This window comes from Verruconatronum alginivorum (genome assembly GCF_056590205.1).
The window spans coordinates 2,020,029-2,037,477 of sequence record NZ_JBWPVQ010000001.1 but is presented as its reverse complement, the minus strand read 5'-3'; the positions used below and the strand labels follow the sequence as shown (position 1 = coordinate 2,037,477).

The 17,449-nt window shown below is 60.7% G+C and carries 14 protein-coding genes; 3 read left to right on the top strand and 11 right to left on the bottom strand.

Features of this window, described 5'->3' with window-relative positions:
* Nucleotides 1–36: 36 nt before the first annotated feature.
* Nucleotides 37–2,307, bottom strand: coding sequence for a TonB-dependent receptor family protein (locus ACWUI2_RS07165; protein WP_486982172.1), 2,271 nt, complete (start codon nucleotides 2,305–2,307; stop codon nucleotides 37–39).
* A gap of 297 nt (nucleotides 2,308–2,604) precedes the next feature.
* On the opposite strand from ACWUI2_RS07165, the gene ACWUI2_RS07160 reads away from it, so the two are divergent.
* Together ACWUI2_RS07160 and ACWUI2_RS07155 are read left to right on the top strand one after the other, a co-directional pair.
* The gene (locus ACWUI2_RS07160) at nucleotides 2,605–4,773 is read left to right on the top strand and encodes a response regulator (RefSeq protein WP_486982171.1); all 2,169 of its coding nucleotides are present in this window, start codon (nucleotides 2,605–2,607) and stop codon (nucleotides 4,771–4,773) included.
* On the top strand, nucleotides 4,770–6,104 hold the full coding sequence (locus tag ACWUI2_RS07155) for a PAS domain-containing sensor histidine kinase (RefSeq protein ID WP_486982170.1): 1,335 nt from the start codon (nucleotides 4,770–4,772) through the stop codon (nucleotides 6,102–6,104). The genes ACWUI2_RS07160 and ACWUI2_RS07155 overlap by 4 nt, the downstream gene beginning before the upstream one ends.
* A 4-nt stretch (nucleotides 6,105–6,108) precedes the next feature.
* Here ACWUI2_RS07155 and ACWUI2_RS07150 read toward each other — a convergent pair whose 3' ends face one another.
* Genes ACWUI2_RS07150 through panB form a run of 3 tightly spaced genes read right to left on the bottom strand, consistent with a single transcriptional unit; the run spans nucleotide 6,109 to nucleotide 8,272 of the window.
* On the bottom strand, nucleotides 6,109–6,465 hold the full coding sequence (locus ACWUI2_RS07150) for a DUF1622 domain-containing protein (protein ID WP_486982169.1): 357 nt from the start codon (nucleotides 6,463–6,465) through the stop codon (nucleotides 6,109–6,111).
* Nucleotides 6,466–6,506: 41 nt separating this feature from the next.
* Entirely contained in the window at nucleotides 6,507–7,499 is a 993-nt protein-coding gene (locus ACWUI2_RS07145) for an NAD(P)H-dependent glycerol-3-phosphate dehydrogenase (protein ID WP_486982168.1), read from the bottom strand.
* Nucleotides 7,496–8,272, bottom strand: coding sequence for a 3-methyl-2-oxobutanoate hydroxymethyltransferase (gene panB, locus ACWUI2_RS07140; protein ID WP_486982167.1), 777 nt, complete (start codon nucleotides 8,270–8,272; stop codon nucleotides 7,496–7,498). Before panB ends, ACWUI2_RS07145 begins: the two co-directional genes overlap by 4 nt.
* A gap of 162 nt (nucleotides 8,273–8,434) precedes the next feature.
* Here panB and ACWUI2_RS07135 point away from each other — a divergent pair, with 162 nt between their 5' ends.
* The gene (locus tag ACWUI2_RS07135) at nucleotides 8,435–8,713 is read left to right on the top strand and encodes a hypothetical protein (RefSeq protein ID WP_486982166.1); all 279 of its coding nucleotides are present in this window, start codon (nucleotides 8,435–8,437) and stop codon (nucleotides 8,711–8,713) included.
* Between the two features lie 15 nt (nucleotides 8,714–8,728).
* Here the strand turns inward: ACWUI2_RS07135 and ACWUI2_RS07130 are convergent, their stop codons facing one another.
* The 7 genes from ACWUI2_RS07130 to ACWUI2_RS07100 form a co-directional block, all read right to left on the bottom strand.
* Entirely contained in the window at nucleotides 8,729–11,575 is a 2,847-nt protein-coding gene (locus tag ACWUI2_RS07130) for a PAS domain-containing hybrid sensor histidine kinase/response regulator (protein ID WP_486982165.1), read from the bottom strand.
* A 19-nt stretch (nucleotides 11,576–11,594) separates the two neighbouring features.
* A complete protein-coding gene (locus ACWUI2_RS07125; protein WP_486982164.1) occupies nucleotides 11,595–12,047 on the bottom strand; it encodes a response regulator in 453 nt (150 codons plus the stop codon).
* Nucleotides 12,044–14,674 (bottom strand): PAS domain S-box protein, encoded by a 2,631-nt coding sequence (locus ACWUI2_RS07120; RefSeq protein WP_486982163.1) that lies wholly within the window; start codon nucleotides 14,672–14,674, stop codon nucleotides 12,044–12,046. The genes ACWUI2_RS07125 and ACWUI2_RS07120 overlap by 4 nt, the downstream gene beginning before the upstream one ends.
* A 73-nt stretch (nucleotides 14,675–14,747) precedes the next feature.
* Nucleotides 14,748–15,449, bottom strand: coding sequence for a cytidylate kinase-like family protein (locus ACWUI2_RS07115; RefSeq protein WP_486982162.1), 702 nt, complete (start codon nucleotides 15,447–15,449; stop codon nucleotides 14,748–14,750).
* Nucleotides 15,450–15,578: 129 nt separating this feature from the next.
* Entirely contained in the window at nucleotides 15,579–16,601 is a 1,023-nt protein-coding gene (locus ACWUI2_RS07110) for an SAM-dependent methyltransferase (protein WP_486982161.1), read from the bottom strand.
* Complete coding sequence (locus ACWUI2_RS07105) at nucleotides 16,598–17,032, bottom strand: DoxX family membrane protein (RefSeq protein WP_486982160.1); 435 nt, start codon at nucleotides 17,030–17,032, stop codon at nucleotides 16,598–16,600. The genes ACWUI2_RS07110 and ACWUI2_RS07105 overlap by 4 nt, the downstream gene beginning before the upstream one ends.
* 43 nt (nucleotides 17,033–17,075) lie before the next feature.
* A complete protein-coding gene (locus tag ACWUI2_RS07100) occupies nucleotides 17,076–17,423 on the bottom strand; it encodes a DUF3127 domain-containing protein (RefSeq protein ID WP_486982159.1) in 348 nt (115 codons plus the stop codon).
* Between the last annotated feature and the right edge of the window lie 26 nt (nucleotides 17,424–17,449).

Sequence of the window (17,449 nt, the reverse complement as noted above, 5' to 3'; positions counted from 1 at the left end):
TAAATTCGGAACTCCAACTTGCGGCCGAATCATCGCTTAGAACGTCATTTCCATTCCGATGTGCGCGAAGCGCGGCGCGCCCGGGCGGGGGCCGTGCGGCAAGCGGGAGGCGACGTATTCCTCGTCGAGGAGGTTTTGGACCCCGGCGAAGATCTTCGCGGACTCGGCGAACCGGTAATGGACGCTGAGATCGAGCAGGAAGTAGCTGTCGTTCCGGCCGAAACGGGCGTCCAAGGTGCCGTCGGGCCGCGCCTGTTGCCGGGTGTTGCTCGCGTCTGCGTAGGTAGACGGGACAAAGAAGGCGTCGAGATAAGCCCCCCAACGTCCAAATTCGAGACCGGTGCCGGCCGAGATTTGATACTCCGGCACGTAGGGCAAACGGTTCCCCTTTTGGGCGCCGGCGAAGATCGACTCGACCGCGGCCCCGCCCGCTCCGCCCGCCGCCGCGTCACTGCGGATGGTGGCATCGGTCCAGGTGAAGGCGAGGTGATTCGGGTTGCGAATCACCCAGTTGTTGGCGATGCCCGGATCGTAGGCGACGCCCAACTCCAAGCCGTAAACGCGGGCATCCCCGGCGTTTTCAGCCTGGCCGGTTCCGGTCCCGCCCACGTTGTTCGGCACTACCAAGTCGCTGAAGTCAGTGAAGAAGAAGGCGGCTTCGGCGCGGAATCCGTTCCGGTTATTGTAACGAACGCCGGTTTCGAAGCCGATCGAGGTTTCTTCGCCGATGTTGTCGTTGATCGCGGCCGAGGGAGACGGAACGGAGAATCCGCGGTAAACGCCGCCGAAGAAGCTAACCTGATCGGTGTAAGCGTAGGTCGCGCCGATCCCTGGGGCGAAGACGTCCAAGGTGGTGTCGCCGCCTCCCGAGATGTTGTAACGGATATGCTCGTAACGGGCGCCCGGAACAACGGTCAGGCGGTCCCAGGCGATGCTGTCCTGGACGTAAACCGCAATCGCGCGGGCGTCGACTTTGGCGAACCCGACCGCGCCGGGGGTGGCGAGTTGGATGTTTTGGTTGGCGGCGACCTCGTATACGTCGTCGTGGTGGCGACGGGTCTCGGAATCACGGTGGACCCGCACGCCGACCTCGAACGTGTGGTCGGCGTTGCCGATCGGGACCATGTGGCTGAAGGAAGCCTGGACTCCGTAGGAGTCATAGGCCCGGTTGTTGTTGCGCAAACGGAGCTCGCCGTCCTGCGTGCCCCGCAAGACACCCAGGGTGTCGGCGCCATGCTCCCCGGCCAAGGTTTCCGACAGGTTGCGCCATGGATCGCCGGCCAGCCGGACGTCGTTCAATTTATACCACGCCCGGTTGAATTCGTTGTAATAAGCGGTGGTCACGAGCCGGGAGTCGGGAGTCGGCTCGACCATGTAACGCAGGTAGGTGCGGGTCTGGTCGGTCGCGATGTGGTCGAACATCGTCGACGCATACCGGCGGTTGGGCGAGGCGTTGAAGTCCTCCTCGGTCAGACCGAGGTAGGTTTCGTCGGCGTTGCGGTCGGTGTAGCCGATCTTGAACTCCAAACGTTGTGGGATCTCGACGTTCGGCTCCCAGAAAAGCTTCAACATCGGCTCGAAGTTGGTGAAACCGGTGTCGCCACCGCGCTGGTTTCCGATGCTGTCGATCTCCTTGAATCCGTCGGTTTGCCGGTAGTAATTCTCCAAAAGGAAACCGAACCGCCCGTGGTCGGTTTGTACGGTGTCGCCGGCGTAGGCGTGGAAACGGAATTCGTTGTTCTCGCCATACAGCGCGCGAACGTAACCCGACCGCTCGCCCGGAACCGGGGTCGATAGGTAATTGAGCACCCCGCCGGTGGTGTGGGGGCCGTATTTGATCTGGCTGGAGCCCTTCAACATCTCCACCCCGTGCATCCGCCCTGCGGTCGGGGTGTAATAGGCGGCCGGAGCTGAATACGGCGCCGGGGCGGACAGAACCCCGTCCTCCATCACCGTCACGCTGGTGGTCCGCATCGAACCGACCCCACGCAGACTGATGTTCGGGAAAAGGCCGTAGCCGTCTTCGGTGCGGAAATAAACCCCCGGCACCCGCCGAACCACCTGCTCGATGTTGTCGTAGCCGTGCAGGCGGATCTCCTCGTAGTCGATGAACGCCGCCGCTCCCGGGATCAGCTCGATCTCATCCTCGCCGCCGACCACCCGGACCGGATCGAGATCGACGATCGAACGCCGCGCCTCCGTCCGCTCCGTGCCGGAGGCCTCACCGTCCGACTGGGCCCCGGCGACTCCGCCCGCAGCAATTATTCCTAGTGGCGCCAGCCACATTCCCCATTTTATCGAGTTCATTTTCATCAAACCACTCACTGAGACTCATTCTCAATAAAGTTGATTTCGAAAACTGCCGAGTCGCGGTTCGACGGTCAAGCCCTTTTTTGAGACTGAATCTCAATTTAAATTTCCAAGTGGGTTCGTCCTCGCTTGGAAAGGCCTCCCCAGCTTTCTCAAACCTGCCTTCCGAACTGGAAATCCACCGGAAGCCATGAGCGATTCCCCTTGCAGTTCCATTTTAGAGGAGAATGATTCTTTACCAGCATGCCCCTGGAATCCAAACCGAATACACCTGTTCCTCCCGGAGCAACACCGGTGAACCGCAGAATCCTGGTGATCGATGACAATGCGGCGATTCACGCGGATTTCCGAAAGATTCTGACTCGGTCGCGGTCGTCCGCGGAAGTCGCTCTGTCGCAGATGGAGGCTCGCCTCTTCGGGTCCGAACCGGCTTCCCCGATCCCGGACGAAGGTTTCCAAATCGACTCCGCCTATCAAGGCGAAGAAGGGTTGCGCCTGGTGAAAGAAGCCGTCGAATGCGACCAACCGTATGCGATGGCTTTCATCGACGTCCGGATGCCGCCGGGGTGGGACGGAATCGAAACGACCGAACGGATCTGGCAAGTCGACGCCAATCTCCTGGTGGTTATCTGCACCGCTTATTCCGATTATTCACTCGACGCGATGGTGGCCCGCCTCGGCATGACCGACCGGTTGGTCATCCTGAAAAAACCGTTCGACGCGATGGAAGTCGAACAACTTGCCCACGTCCTCACCGAAAGCTGGCGAGCCCAGCGCGACGCCTCCCTGCGAATGGATCAATTGGAGGACTTGGTGCGCAAACGGACCTTAAGTCTGCAAAAGGAAATCAGCCGCAGGAAGGAGACGGAAATTGAGTTGGAGCAAGCCCGGGACGCGGCGGAGGCCGCCACCCGCGCCAAGAGCCAATTTCTAGCCAACATCAGCCACGAAATCCGGACCCCGATGAACGGCATTTTCGGGATGTGCCAACTGCTGCTCCGCGCTCCCGAAATGCCGGCCGAATTGCGAGACCTCGTCAAGACACTCGCCTCCAGCGGGGAAGTTCTCCTGGCCCTGATCAACGACGTCCTCGACCTCTCGAAAATCGAAGCCGACAAACTCACGTTGGAGCGAAGTCCGTTCTCCCTGCCCGAAGCGGTCCACAGCACCATCGACCTGGCCGCCCCCCACGCCGAGGAGAAACAGATCGAACTCCTTTGCGAAATCGATCCCCACCTGGCCGAATGGTTCATCGGCGATGCGACCCGTTTCCGCCAGATTCTGCTGAACCTGCTCGGCAACGCGGTCAAATTCACCTCGGAAGGAGAGGTTTTTGTCCATGTCTCCCGCCCGCAAGGCGAGTTCGGCGATCATGGAATCCGGCTGCAAGTGCGCGATACCGGCATCGGCATGGACGACGAAACCCGCGCCCAACTCTTCCAACCTTTCACCCAAGCCGATGCCTCGATCACCCGCCGGTTCGGCGGCACCGGTTTGGGGTTGGCCATCTGCCGTCGCCTGGCCGAGCTGATGCACGGCCGCATCTCCGTCGACAGCCAACCCGGGCAAGGGGCCGTCTTCACCATCGAATTGCCGCTGGCCGTCGATCCAGCCCAACCCGCCCCGGCTCCCGCCTCCCTGCGAAACCTCCGCGTCTTGAACGGGGACGGGCATCCGCTTCACCGCCACATTGTCGGAAGGATCCTCGCCTCGGGATCGGCCCGCGTCGATCTCGTCGAGGATCCCGCCTCGGTCCTCGACACCGTCCTCGCGGCGGAGGCGGATGGCGATCCTTTCCACGCGGTCGTCCTCAACCAACAAATGTCCGGCCCCGACTGTGTCTCACTGGCGAGATCGATTTCCGAACGGACGGTCCGGAAACCGAAGATCGTTCTGCTCTCCCCCCATCGACTCCGCCCCGGCCGCGACGAATTGGACCTCGCCGGAATCGACGTCTGCCTGTTCAAACCGCTCCGCCGATCAGCCCTCCTCACCGCCCTCGACCCTTCGTCCAAGGAACCCGAGCCAATCCCCGCTCCCCATCCTCTCGACCGATCCGGTTTTTCCTCCACCCGGATCCTGATCGCCGAAGATAACGCCGTGAATCAGAAGGTCGCCACTCTCCTGCTGAAAGGTCTCGGTTTCAACACAGCCATCGCCCATGACGGACGGGAAGCGGTGGAAGCCGCCGCGACCGGCCAATACGGCCTCATCCTCATGGACTGCCAAATGCCGGAGATGGACGGCTTCGAAGCGACGCGAACGATCCGCGCGGACGAGGCGCGCACCGGACGCAAACGGATCCCGATCATCGCGATGACGGCCGGCACGGTCGGCGACTACCGCGAAAATTGCCTCGCCTGCGGGATGGATCATTACATCGCCAAACCGGTCCGGCGGGAAGAACTCGAACGAGTCCTCCGCGACCTACTCGATTCGCAAGCCAACTTGATTCCGACATGACGCCCGACAGGCCATTTCCAGAAAGCGCTCCCGCCCCGGCCGCCGATCCCGCACTCGCCGCCGAACCGGCTTTCACTCCCGGCGACTTCCAGCGGGAAGCGGTCGTCTACCTCCGGGCGATCCTCGACAACGTTCCGGAGCGGATCTATTTCAAGGACCTCCAAAGCCGGTTCCTTTGCGTAAGTAAATCAAAGGCCTATCAGGAATGCGCCAGTTCGCAACCGGCGGACATGATCGGCCTGACCGATTTCGACATTTTCCTCCCGGAACATGCCGAACTGGCCTTTGCCGACGAACAACGGATCATCAAGACCGGCAAACCACTCATCGATGCGGAGGAAAAATTGATCTGGGCCGACGGCACCGTCAGCTGGGCATCCACCACCAAAATGCCGCTGTATTCACTCGATGGAGTCATCATCGGTACGTTCGGCGTCTCCCGGGACATCACCAAAAGAAAACATGCCGAACAAAACCTGAAGAACACCCAACAGGAATTACTCGAAGCCTCCCGACTGGCGGGAATGGCCGAGATCTCCACCGGCATCCTGCACAACATCGGCAACGCGCTCAACAGCGTGAACACATCGGTCGGGCTCCTCTACAGCCGGATCGAAAGCTCCCGCCTCCCCAACCTGCGGAGAGCCGTCCGCCTCCTCGAAGAACGCCGCGAAGATCTCGCCTGCTTCCTCACCGCCGACCCCCGCGGCGCCCAGTTGCCGGACTACCTCCTTCAACTCTCCGCTCAGCTCGAAAGAGACCATGCGGACTACCTGGCCGAACTGCAGCAACTCCGCCAGTCAGTCGAGCACATCAATTCGATCGTCGCCATGCAGCAGGCCTACAGCCGAGCCCCCGACATCGCCGAAACCGCCGATCCGGTGCAACTCCTCGACGAAGCCCTCCAAATCAGCGAAATCTCCCTCTCCCGCCATGGCATAGAGGTTCGCCGCGAAATCGAACCCGTCCCCTCCGTCAAAGTCACCCGCCACAAGGTCCTGGTGATCCTCATCAATTTCATCCGCAACGCCAAATACGCCATGGACGAACTGGGACACGACTCCAAGACGATGACCGTCGGCGTGCGACTGAGCAGCGGTGAAGTTCTCATTTCCATCCGGGACAACGGCATCGGATTCAACGGGGAAGTCCGCGATAAACTTTTCAATTTCGGCTTCACCACCCGCGCCGAGGGCCACGGATTCGGTCTTCACTCCAGCGCCAACGCCGCCCGAGAGATCGGCGCGCGCATCGACTTTTTCAGCGCCGGCCCCGGCGAAGGGGCCGAGTTCATCCTCGCGATTCCCGCCGGGGAGCATCCCGGAGTTTGAGCCTTCACGGGTGATCCTCCCGGATACTGTCCACCCGGGACAGCTCCCAATTGAGCGTGATGCTGATCACCGTCCGGATCAACACCACCAACCCGAGCACCAATAATTCCTCCAGACCCGGATGGATCAATGTCCGCAGGATATCCGCGACCACCACGAACTCCAATCCGAGCAAAATGTAATAACCGAAGTGGTGTCGCAGCGTTCTGCGGTCGTGGTCGATATCGGATTCGCGCAAAGCGGACAACTCGACCCGGACCAAGCGCCCCGTCGTCACCACCACGCCCGCCACGATGATCGCCCCGCCGAGCAAGGCGATTCCGTCGGCCAGCCAGGTCAAAATCGGGATAACGGCTTCCATACGGTCCCGTTATAGCGTAAAACCAGCGATTTGGCACTGTTTTAATCCTCGGGCTTCAACTGCCGGTTCATCAAGTCCGACAACGCCCGCCGAGGATCCTTCCGTTCGAACAAAATCGAATAGACTTCGCCCAGGATCGGCGCATCGGCTCCCTCCCGGCGGCATAGCCCGTAAAACGCGCGGGTCGCGCGGTATCCTTCCACCACCGTCTTCCGGTTTCGGATCAACTCCTCCACCTCGATCCCCCGCCCAATCGCTTCGCCAAATCCCCGGTTTCGGCTCCAGGCGCCGTGACTCGTCGCCACCAAGTCGCCAAAGCCGCTCAACCCGAAAAAAGTCTCCGGCCGGGCGCCCAGCAATGCCCCGATCCGAACCATCTCCGCCAGCGCCCGGGTCAACAACGCCGCCTTGGCATTGTCCCCCAATCCAAGTCCGTCGGAACAGCCGGCGGCGACCGCGTAAATATTCTTCATGGCTCCGGCGAACTCCGCCCCTTTCAGATCACCGCTCAGGTAAACCCGGAGATTCGCCCCCGAGAGTCCTTCTTGGACGAGCTCCAGCGGGGCGTCCCCCGCGAGCACCATCGCCGTCGGTTTCCCCTGCGCCACCTCCAGAGCGTTGGTCGGTCCAGTCAAAACCGCGTGCTCGAATTCCGGCAAAAACCCCCGAAAAATCTCGGTCGGCCGAATAAAGGTCTCGGGCTCCAATCCTTTGGTCAACGACACGAAAACCGGACGACCCCGGACCAAGCCGACATTGGCCCTTACCCGCTCCGCCCAATCCCGCAGACCTTCCGTAGGCGAAGCGACCAGCACCACCTCCGCCTCCATCAAAGCCGGTTTGATCTCATGACCGATTTGCAGCGTATGCGGCAAAAAAACGCCCGGAAGATAATCTTCGTTGATCCGTCGCGACGCCAGTTCGAGGGCCTGTTCGAACCGCCGCGGAACCAACGTGACCGTATGGCCGAGGGAATTGAGATGGACCGCCATCGCCGTTCCCCAGGCGCCCGCTCCTAACACGCAAAAATTCATGATGGAAATTCCTTGTTCCGCACGTCGTCGCAAAACTGCCGGAAAGCGGTCGTTATCGCTTCGCCCAACGACGCGTACTTCCGGGCGAAAGCCGGGGTCTTTCCGGGAGTCAATCCGAGGATGTCATGGGAGACCAGAATCTGGCCGTCGCATCCGCCCCCCGATCCGATGCCGATCGTCGGAATCGTCAGGCGCGCGGTGATCTCCCGCGCCACTTCCTTTTCGACCATCTCCATCACCACCGCGAACGCCCCGGCTTTTTCCACCGCCAAGGCATCGGCCACCAGCACCTCGTGTTCCGCCCGCGTTTTGCCAAATTTTCTGTAACCGCCGAGTCGATACACCTGCTGGGGCAAAAGCCCGATGTGGCCGAGCACCGGAATGCCCGCCTCGACCAAGGTTTCGATCTTTCCGGCCATCGAGGCTCCTCCTTCAATCTTCAACCCGTCGGCCCCCGCCTCCTGCATGCAACGGGCGCCCGCGTCGAGCAGATCAAACGGGGAACGATGCGCCACCGGAAACGGAATATCGGCGACCACCAAGGCCGACGGATTTGCCCGCGTGACCGCCGCCGTGTGATGCAACATCATCTCCAAGGTCACTTGAACGGTCGTCGGCATCCCGAGAACCGTTGTCCCCATCGAATCCCCCACCAACAACAAATCGACCCCGGCCTCATCGGCCAGTTTCGCCATGATGAAATCGTAAGCGGTCAATGCGGTGATCGGACGCTTCCCTTTCAAGTCCCGGATGGTCTGCGTGGTCGTTTTCAAATTCTCGTTTCTCCCGTCTCCTGCCTGCCCATAAAAGCCTCCAAGCAAAGAAAATGTCGCGCGGAAAGTAAATTTATTTCGAAAGCAACCGTTTTTCAGGTTCATTCACCGAATATCGTGGACAGCGGCAAATTCCTTCGCAGGATGCGGTTTCATATCTGTATGCGTTTTCTCATCCGCCAGACTCTTTCATTCTTCAGAAGGCCCAACGTGCGCTTCGGTTTGATGATGGATGGAGTCCGCGGCCGGAGAACGGCGGTGCGCAGTCCCCAATTCGTCGGTTTTCTGGAAAGCAGCGGCTTCCGCCCCGCTTTCAATCCCGACCGGCAGGAAAAAGCCATGCTCCGCCGCCGCCTCGCTGTCCGCCTCCTGATCGGATGCCTCTTTCTCGGCTTCGTCTGGGTCGTCATCGAAAGCGCTCACGCCCTCGCCCTTTTCTGAGTGAAGGCGGCCGCTTCACCGCCGCGATTCCTCCGAAGAACCTTCTACCGCGTCTTCCAGCGCCGCTTCCACCTTGACCGACTCGCGGTGCAAAGCGTTGATCCGAGGCCCGATCCCATCGATTAACCCCTCCTTGAGGCGTTGCTCGAATTGACGGCAAAGCGACTCCATCCGGTCAGCCCCGAGATTGGAACAAACGCCGCTGACCGCATGGATTAAGAAATTCGCGGCCGTCCAATCCTCCTGTTCGATCGACTGCCGCAACTCCTCCAGTCGAAACGGGACTTCCTGCCGGAAGAGCTCCAGCAAATCGGCCACCACGTTTTCACCATCCACCTGCAAACGCTGGATCTGACTCAACCGGTCGAGATTGAGCGTCGCCAGCTCCGGCGCTCCGTCCGATGGAAGGTTCGCCGGATCTCCGTCCTCTACCTCTGGCCCGGCCGCCGACCCCTCCGCGCTGACGCCGAGAACGATGGGCCGAGGCCCGGACGTTTTCTCCGGTTCCGGCAACAAACCACATCGCCGAAACGCCTGAATCAGATCGACCGACTCCAACGGATGTCCCAACACCACCCGCGCACCCACCCGCGCGGACGCGGGGCCAAATCCGATAACCGGAGTTCTTCGCGCTCCCGAATCCATTCCTCCCAGCTGGAGCCGGCGCACGATGTCGGCGCCGTCCGCCCCCATCGCGTTCGGTTCGATGAATACGGCGTCGTAATGGAAAAGGCTCAACGCTTCGACCGCCCTTGTTCCGCTGGAGATGAGATCGGCGTTGCCCCCAAGCAACTCCAGTTGCTGCTTCAGCAAATCGCTTTCTTCGTCCGACTGACTCAAAATCAGGAAGCGTTCCTCGGAAAAATACGGTTTCGCGGCGCCTTCCTTCTCCTCCGGCTTCTCTTCGACGGTTGAAGGTGTCATTGCCAAGAGACGGTTCATCAGCGGATAAATCTGGCTCTGTCGGACCGGCTTCGACAGGAAATCGTCGGCCCCCGCCGCCCGCAACGGTTGAAGATCTTCCCGCAAGATGCCGAACGGCATGGCAACGATCCGGGTCGCCCCCCTTTCCGGTGACGCGGCCATGCCGCGGATCACCTCGATCGTCTCCCCGGAGGCCATATCGGCGTCGACGAACACCACCGCAAATGGAGCTCCCTGGCGGGCCTCCTGCTCCATCACTTGCACCGCCTTCAAGCCATGGGCCAGCTCGAGCGAATCGAACCCGAGATAGGAAAAATGCCCGCACAACAACGCCCGTTGCTCGGCGTTATCGTCGATCACCAGGATTTTCCGCCCCTTCCACCCGGCTTCCCCGCGATCCAGAAAACGCATCCCGTCCGGGTCCTTCTCGAATTGCAACAGAATCCGAAAAACCGATCCCTGACCGAGTTCGCTCCGGAGGGTAATTTCACCCTCCATCAACTCCACCAGTTCCTTCGAAATCGCCAAACCCAGCCCCGTGCCTCCATACTTCCGGGTCGTGGAACCATCGGCCTGCTCGAACGCCGCGAACAGCCGCCGCTGTGTTTCCCGGGCGATTCCGATTCCGGTATCCTTTACGTCGATACGCACGGAAACATTCTTCGGATCCTCCTGGACCAGATGAACGCCCAGTATCACTTCACCCTCGTCGGTGAACTTGATCGCATTGCCGACAAGATTCAGCAAAACCTGGCGCAGCCGTCCCGAATCCCCCATCACTCCCAGGGTTAAAGCCGGATCAACCGAGGAAATGAGTTCGATCCCTTTCGCCCGCGCCGACTCCGCGAGAAGTTCGATCACGTCTTCCACCACCGACAACAGGTTGAAAGGGAGACGGTCGATGTGAAGGCGCCGGGCTTCCAGCCGGGAAAAATCGAGGATGTCGTCGATGATGCGCAACAACGACTGGCCGCTCGACCGCACCGACTCGGTCAGCTCCCGCTGCTCCTGGTTCAACTCGGTCTGGAGCAGCAATCCGGCCATCCCCAGGATCCCGTTCATCGGGGTTCGGATCTCATGGGTCATGTTGGCCAAAAACTGCGACTTAAGCCGCGCGTTATCGACCGCTTGGTCCCGCGCTTCCGCCAGTTGCTCGGCGGCCAACTTTCGCTCGGTGATGTCGATGCAGGCGCCGACGTAGCCGCTGAAGACGCCGTCGCGGTTGAACGTCGGAGTTCCGCCATTCAAGACCCACCGGTATTCACCGTCGTGCCGACGCATCCGCATTTCCAGCTCGAACGGTCGATGGGCCTCCATTTCGGCCTTCATCCGGTCTAGCACCTCATGATCCTCCACATGGGTCCCGTCACCCAGTTCCGACCCTAGCACTTCCTCCGGCCGGGCGCCCCGGAAACGGAGCCAGCCTTGGTTCACGTAGGTCAACCGATCGTCTGGTCCGACCGTCCAAATCAACGCCGGAACAATGTTCGCCAACGTCCGGAAACGCTCCTCACTCTCCCGCAAAACCTCCCCGGATCGTTTTCGTTCGATCGCGTAGCGGATCGAACGTTCCAACAACGAGGCATTGATCTGATCCTTCGCCAGATAATCGGCCGCCCCTCCCTGGAGCGCTTCAATGTCCAGATTCTCCCGGCCTTCGCCGGTCAACAAAATTGCGGGGGTTAAACAATCCGCTTCCCGCATCGCCCGGATAATGTCTAAACCGCTCCATTCACCGAGACGGTAATCGACCAACACGACGTCGTGGCGCCGTTTCAGGGCGAGATCCAATCCCTTTTTAGGGTCCGGCTCCCAATCCATCCGGATCTTCCCCCCGCGCACTTGTTTGAGCAAGTCGCGGGTGATGACGAAATCGTCTTCGTCGTCTTCGATCAGGAGGACTTGAATTTCAGGGGCAGGTTGGGTTTTCGCGTCCATGAGGGGAGAAACGAATGCGCTATTGACCAGGAGGAAGCTCGACGATTTCAAACCAATACTTTTGCAACGTCCGCATCACGTCGACCAATCCTTCGAACGTGACCGGTTTGGTGATGAAGGAATTCACCCCGAGGCTGTAACTGCGAATGATGTCCTCGTCCGACTTCGACGTGGTCAACACCACGACCGGAATCTGTCGAAGGACGGGATCGGCTTTGATCTCCCGCAACGCCTCCCGCCCGTCTTTCCGCGGCATGTTCAAATCGAGCAGGATGAGACCGGGCCGTTTCAAATCGCTCCGGCCGGCATACCGTCCCTCCTGACGCAGCAACTCCATGAGTTCTTCGCCATCCTCGACGAACTCGATGATGTTGGCCAGCCGGCTTTCCTCCAAGGCTTCCCTCGCCAGAAACCGGTCGTCCGGATCATCCTCCGCGATAACGATCGTGATGGTCTTTGCCTGATTGGTCATAATTTTGCTTCGATGAGATTTTTCTGGGCACAAGGCAAACCGACGATGAACGTCGTCCCCTCTCCCGGTTTACTCCTTGCCGTGATCCAGCCGTTGTGCCGTTCAACGATCCGTCGGCAGATCGCCAATCCGACCCCGGTCCCGGGATATTCGTTCCGTCCGTGCAACCGCTGGAAAACCGTGAAGATCCGATCGAGATACTTTTCATCGAACCCGATGCCGTTGTCCTCGACGAAGATGAGCCAACCGGCCTGACCCAGGTCGGGCAATCCGACGGCGGCTTCCCCCGACGCTTCGGCGGCATACACCCGGATCCGGCACGGGACTTCCGGCCGGTGATACTTCAGGCCGTTGCCAATCAGGTTTTGCAACAGCTGCCGGATCTGGGTCGCGTCCGCGTCCAATTCGGGCAACTCCCCGACCGTTACTTCCGCTCCGGTCTCCTCGATCCGGGTTTCGAGGTCCGACAACACCTCCCCGACCACGTCGTTCAGCCGAACCGGCTCGAACGGATTGGCCACGGTGGAAACCCGGGAAAAAGCCAATAAATCCGAAATCAGGGTCTGCATCCGGCGGGCGGCGTCCAACATCCGGTTCAAATAATCATTCGCCTGCTCATCGAGTTGTCCTTCGCACTTCTTCGCCAGGCGGTCGCCGAAGGCCCGGATTTTTCGCAACGGCTCCTGCAGATCGTGTGACGCGACATAGGCGAAGTCCTGCAACTCCCGGTTTCGTTGCCGCAATTTCTCGCTCGATTCCCGCAGGCGTTCCCGCGCCTCCCGTTCGGCCGTGACGTCATGGATCACCCCGACTCCTCCGATCATCGCCCCTTCGGCATCGTGCAACGGCGCCAGGCGGGCGGTATAGAATCCGCGGCGTCCGCTCGTGGGTATCGCAAATGCCCGCTCTTCGGTGATGACCGCCTCGCCCGCCACCACCTTTTCCAGCGAAGCCCCATTCCCGTCCACCGCCGCCAACGACGGCAAAACTTCGGCGACCGGCTTTCCCACCGCGAGATCGGCCCCGATTCCAGTCATATTCTCCATCCCGCCGTTCCAAACCGTCACGACGCCCCGGGTGTCGAAGGCCAGAATTCCGTCGATGCTGCTCCGAATGATGTTTTCCGAAAACTGCTGCGCCCGGCGGACCTCTTCCAACGCCTTCTTCCTCCGGGTGATATCGAGAATCTGACAGACGAAATACAACAACCGTCCCCCTTCGTCCCGCACCTGGGAAATGTTCATCAATACCCAGACATAACCTCCCTCCTTGTGGCGAAACCTTTGCTCCAACGCGAAGGTCCGGATCTCCCCCGCCAACAACTGTCCCATCTGCGCCAACTGCGGCCCGACCTCGTCGGGATGCAGCATTTCCGCCATTGTCAGTCCGTCCAATTCCGCCTCGGAGAAACCGGTCATTTTCACCAACGCCTGGTTGACCTGCATCCACTCCCCCGCCGGCGACAGCAATGCGATTCCGATCGGGGCATGGAGAAACGCCTCCCGGAAAAGAAGTTCGCTTTCCCGCAGATCAATTTCCATTTTGCGGCGCCGGGCCATCTCGTTTTGCAGATCGTTGTTGATCCGGCTCAGAGCCCCCGTCCGCTCTTCCACCTCGGTTTCCACCGACTCGACGTAAACCTGCCGTTGCCGCATCCAGAGCGTGACGAACCCGGTCAACACCAATCCGAACAACAAGATACTCCAACTCTCCCCCGCCGCCGCCGGATCCCGCAAATCGTCATCGGCCGCGATCCGCAAACTCCATTCCCTTCCCCCGATCGAGAGCGGCCGCTCCAACTCGGAAGCGCCCCTTCCACCAGCGGAGCTTCCCGCCGGAAACACATAGACCGGCGCGCCCACTCCTCCCTGTCCGAGCTCAATCCGAATCCCATCGCGTCCCCGGCTGAACACCCGCCGGCAAATCTCGCCGAAATTCATCGTCGCGGCGACATAGCCGGAAACCCGCGAGGGTCCTTCGGCCGATTGATACAGGGGAAGCAACAAAAACAGCTCGAGATCAGCGCCCGCATCTCCCATCGAGCGCGCCATCCGGGTCACCACCAATCCCCCCGCCTCTTCCGCCTCCAACAAGGCCCGGTAACGGGAAACCGTCGAGCCAAGATCGAATCCAACCCAAGCCGCGTTCTCTTCGAAGGGCTCCACATACAGGATCGGATAATAGGTCTCCGCCTCGCTCGCGGCCACCCGTCGCCCTTCGGCGTCGAAACGAAAAATGGAAAAATCCGGCACCCCGTCCTGCATTATCCGGGACTCGAAATCGGCCCGTTGGCCGGCCGGCACCACCGGAATCCATTGCAACGATTTCAAAGCGAACGCCCGCCGGGACGGCCCTTGGAAAAACGCCTCGAACCTCCCTCGGTCGATCTCCCGGGACGCCAGCTTGAAATCCCGCAACGAATGCAACGCGTCGACATGCACATCGATTTCCCACTGGATCCGGCGAGCGTATTCATGCGCGGCCTCGGTGAAAGCCGACCGCTGCCGTTCCTCGACCGCGTCCCGCTTGATCTGGAAAACCAGCGAGGACAACGCCGTGCCCGCCAACAAAACTAGCCAAAGGGGCACATGGCGGCGGGTCAGCCAGAGGAACGACGAGAGTTTCATAATGCGAACGTCCGGCCATCCAATTCCAAACGGTTTCCCGGGTAAAGGAGAAACCGCCGACGACGGACGCCGCTCAGCCCCGCCGTTTCGCCGCGTCCGCGATAATTCGGGCCGCCTCCTCGTCCGAAAGATCTCCGGTGTTCACCACCAAATGATAGTCCAACGGATTATCGATATCCCGCTCGAAATAACGTTCCACGTATTCCCGGCGTTCCCGGTCCTTGACGTCCATCAAACGGCGAGCTTCGGTCGCGTTCACCCGATACGCCTCCATCACCCGCTCGATCCGGCGGTCGACGTTACAAACCAACCGGACATGGAACGCCTGCGGCATGCGCGCCGTCACACAATGCGCGCCCCGCCCGACCAGGATCACATTCCCCGATTTGGCCAACCGGCGCATCGTGTCATTGGTCTTTTCCACCAAGGTCCACACCGGCGGATGAAGACCGACGAGCTGCCCCACCAGATCGCTGATATCGCTCGGTTTCGCCTCGGGCATGTATTCCCCCAACCGTTCCGGCAAATCATGCGATTTCAAGACCTCCGAAACCAATTCCCGGTCGAAAATGCCCCAATGCTCTCCGTTCTTTCCGGACCCCATCAACTCGGCGATCCGGGGAGAAATGGTCAGCGCCCCCGCCCCGGTTTCCCGCGACAACGTGATCACCGGCCGGGTCCGCGCCCTCGCCTCCAAGTCCGCCTGCAAGAGTGATTCCTTGAACTTCGCTTCCAAAAAGCGGCTCAAATTCCTGATCGATCCTTCGGTCTTCATGATGCAACCCTTTCTTATCCGGTTTGTTCAAATTTCCTTACGCTTCATCCAACCTACGGACTTCCTCCGAATTTCCAAGAAAATGAGGCGAAGCGGACGCCGATTTCCTCAAGCCGCCGTCACCCCCGGCTACTCCCTCGCTCCGGCCAACGTGATCTCCTCCCGGTCGTGAAACAAATGCCTCGCCCTAAACCGGGTCCACTCCCGGAGCGGTCCCGCCCGGAAAATCGCCACTTCCTTCAACAACGCGACCGGATCCGCCCGACCGAATTTCAGGTTCACCACAAACTTCCGGCACCAGTCGTTCACCACCCACTGCTCCAACAAACGTAACACCCGGAACGGATCTTCCACCATGTCGCAAAACATCCAGTCGAACCCGTCCTCACCCTCCGCCGGACGGAACCGGAATCCGTCTTCCCGCCGATGCTCGATCCCCCGATGCTCCGCCGCCCCCGCCTTCAAAGGTCCGTTGTCGACCGCCACCACCTTCGCCCCCCGCCGGGCCGCGCTGTAACTCCAGCCTCCCGGGGCCGCGCCGAGATCGACCACCCGCTCCCCTTCCACCGGGCCGAGCCCGAGCACCTTGTAGGCTTCCTCCACTTTCAAATACGACCGCGACGGCGCCGCCGGGTCATCCGCCATTCGTTGTTGACCGCCGAAAACCAACCGCGAGGAGGCGAAGATCCGGCCGAAGTCCTCGAAAAACATCCCCCAGCCACGGTGCGGTCCCGGCGTTGCCGGAAAATCCTGACCGCCCAACTTCGCCACCCGCCCCATCCGCGTCTTCAGCTTCTCCGCCAACGCCCGCCGCACTCCGGTCGCCCGCCGCCCCAACCCGTCGAGATCCCGGCGGACCCAGGCGTCAAAATACCACGGACCGTCGAAGCGCAACTCCCGGAAATCGGCCGCCATCCGTTCCATCAACCGACCCGCCATCGCGTTCACCGACTCTTCCGCCACCTCCACCGGATCAATCACGGTCAGATGCGGAAAACAGAACCCTTCCAACACGTCCGCCTCCGGCTCCTCCGACCACTCCGAATGAACGAATCCCGGACCGCTCCGCCGCACGACCGCCCGCCCGCTTTCCTCCAGTTCCCCGATCAGGAACCGCTCGTAGTCGGCTTGGCAAAGCTGCAAAATTTTCACGGTCGCGAAACCCGGAACCCACGGTCGATCCCAAACCCGTCGTAACGGGTGTTGAACAACAGCAGGAAAACCGCCACGCCGTAGAGCAGAATGTTCGCCACCGTCGCGAACTGCTCCCGCAGGATCATCCCGAAGGCCAGCGTGCCCATCAAAATCCCCATCGTCACCAACGCCCACCGGGTCTTCCACCCAAGGATGAGCATCACCCCGATCACCGCCTCGACCAACACGATCAAGCTGGCGTAAACATAGACGAATCCGGCCGGGAGGATCGTTCCGGCGAAGGCCTCGGCCGTGCCGGACGCGAACTGTCCCAACTCCGGCAGACGCACCACGCTGCGCCCGAGCATGTTGATACCCAACATCAACCGCAACAAGGCGAAGGCCATTTGCCGGTCGAGGAGGGATTGCGCGTTGACTTGATTATCCATGGGGCCGCAACCTACCGGCTCCCGCGCCGTCCGCCAAGTTCAATCAAAACGGTTCGTCGTCCCCCGAATAATCGGTGGTGTCTTCCGGCAACGGCGGCTCGTCGCCCCCGCCCGACTTGGCGGCCCCGTCGGCCGGCTCCACCCGCCAGGCGGCGAGATTCACGAAATACCGGCCGTTGTATTCCCGGCCGTTGATGTCGAACTGGACTTTGACCGACTGCCCCACCGAAAGCTTGTCGAGCTGGGCCGCCTTCTCCTTCAGGCACTCCAGCTTGATGTCCTGCGGAAACTTGTCCGGGGTAGTGATCACGAACTCGCGCTTCGAAAACCCGCTCGCAAAGGTCTGGGCGTCGAAGATTTCTTTAATGGTGCCAACAATTTCGTAAGACATCCCACCACTCAAAAGGAACCGGCGAA

What these genes read in the sequence shown, in the direction of transcription:
- ACWUI2_RS07130 (WP_486982165.1), bottom strand. Translation starts at nt 11,575, where the DNA reads ATGGACGCGAAAACCCAACCTGCCCCTGAAATTCAAGTCCTCCTGATC.
- ACWUI2_RS07100 (WP_486982159.1), bottom strand. Translation starts at nt 17,423, where the DNA reads ATGTCTTACGAAATTGTTGGCACCATTAAAGAAATCTTCGACGCCCAG.
- ACWUI2_RS07135 (WP_486982166.1), top strand. Translation starts at nt 8,435, where the DNA reads ATGCGTTTTCTCATCCGCCAGACTCTTTCATTCTTCAGAAGGCCCAAC.
- ACWUI2_RS07155 (WP_486982170.1), top strand. Translation starts at nt 4,770, where the DNA reads ATGACGCCCGACAGGCCATTTCCAGAAAGCGCTCCCGCCCCGGCCGCC.
- ACWUI2_RS07150 (WP_486982169.1), bottom strand. Translation starts at nt 6,465, where the DNA reads ATGGAAGCCGTTATCCCGATTTTGACCTGGCTGGCCGACGGAATCGCC.
- ACWUI2_RS07125 (WP_486982164.1), bottom strand. Translation starts at nt 12,047, where the DNA reads ATGACCAATCAGGCAAAGACCATCACGATCGTTATCGCGGAGGATGAT.
- ACWUI2_RS07105 (WP_486982160.1), bottom strand. Translation starts at nt 17,032, where the DNA reads ATGGATAATCAAGTCAACGCGCAATCCCTCCTCGACCGGCAAATGGCC.
- ACWUI2_RS07145 (WP_486982168.1), bottom strand. Translation starts at nt 7,499, where the DNA reads ATGAATTTTTGCGTGTTAGGAGCGGGCGCCTGGGGAACGGCGATGGCG.
- ACWUI2_RS07115 (WP_486982162.1), bottom strand. Translation starts at nt 15,449, where the DNA reads ATGAAGACCGAAGGATCGATCAGGAATTTGAGCCGCTTTTTGGAAGCG.
- ACWUI2_RS07120 (WP_486982163.1), bottom strand. Translation starts at nt 14,674, where the DNA reads ATGAAACTCTCGTCGTTCCTCTGGCTGACCCGCCGCCATGTGCCCCTT.
- ACWUI2_RS07165 (WP_486982172.1), bottom strand. Translation starts at nt 2,307, where the DNA reads ATGAACTCGATAAAATGGGGAATGTGGCTGGCGCCACTAGGAATAATT.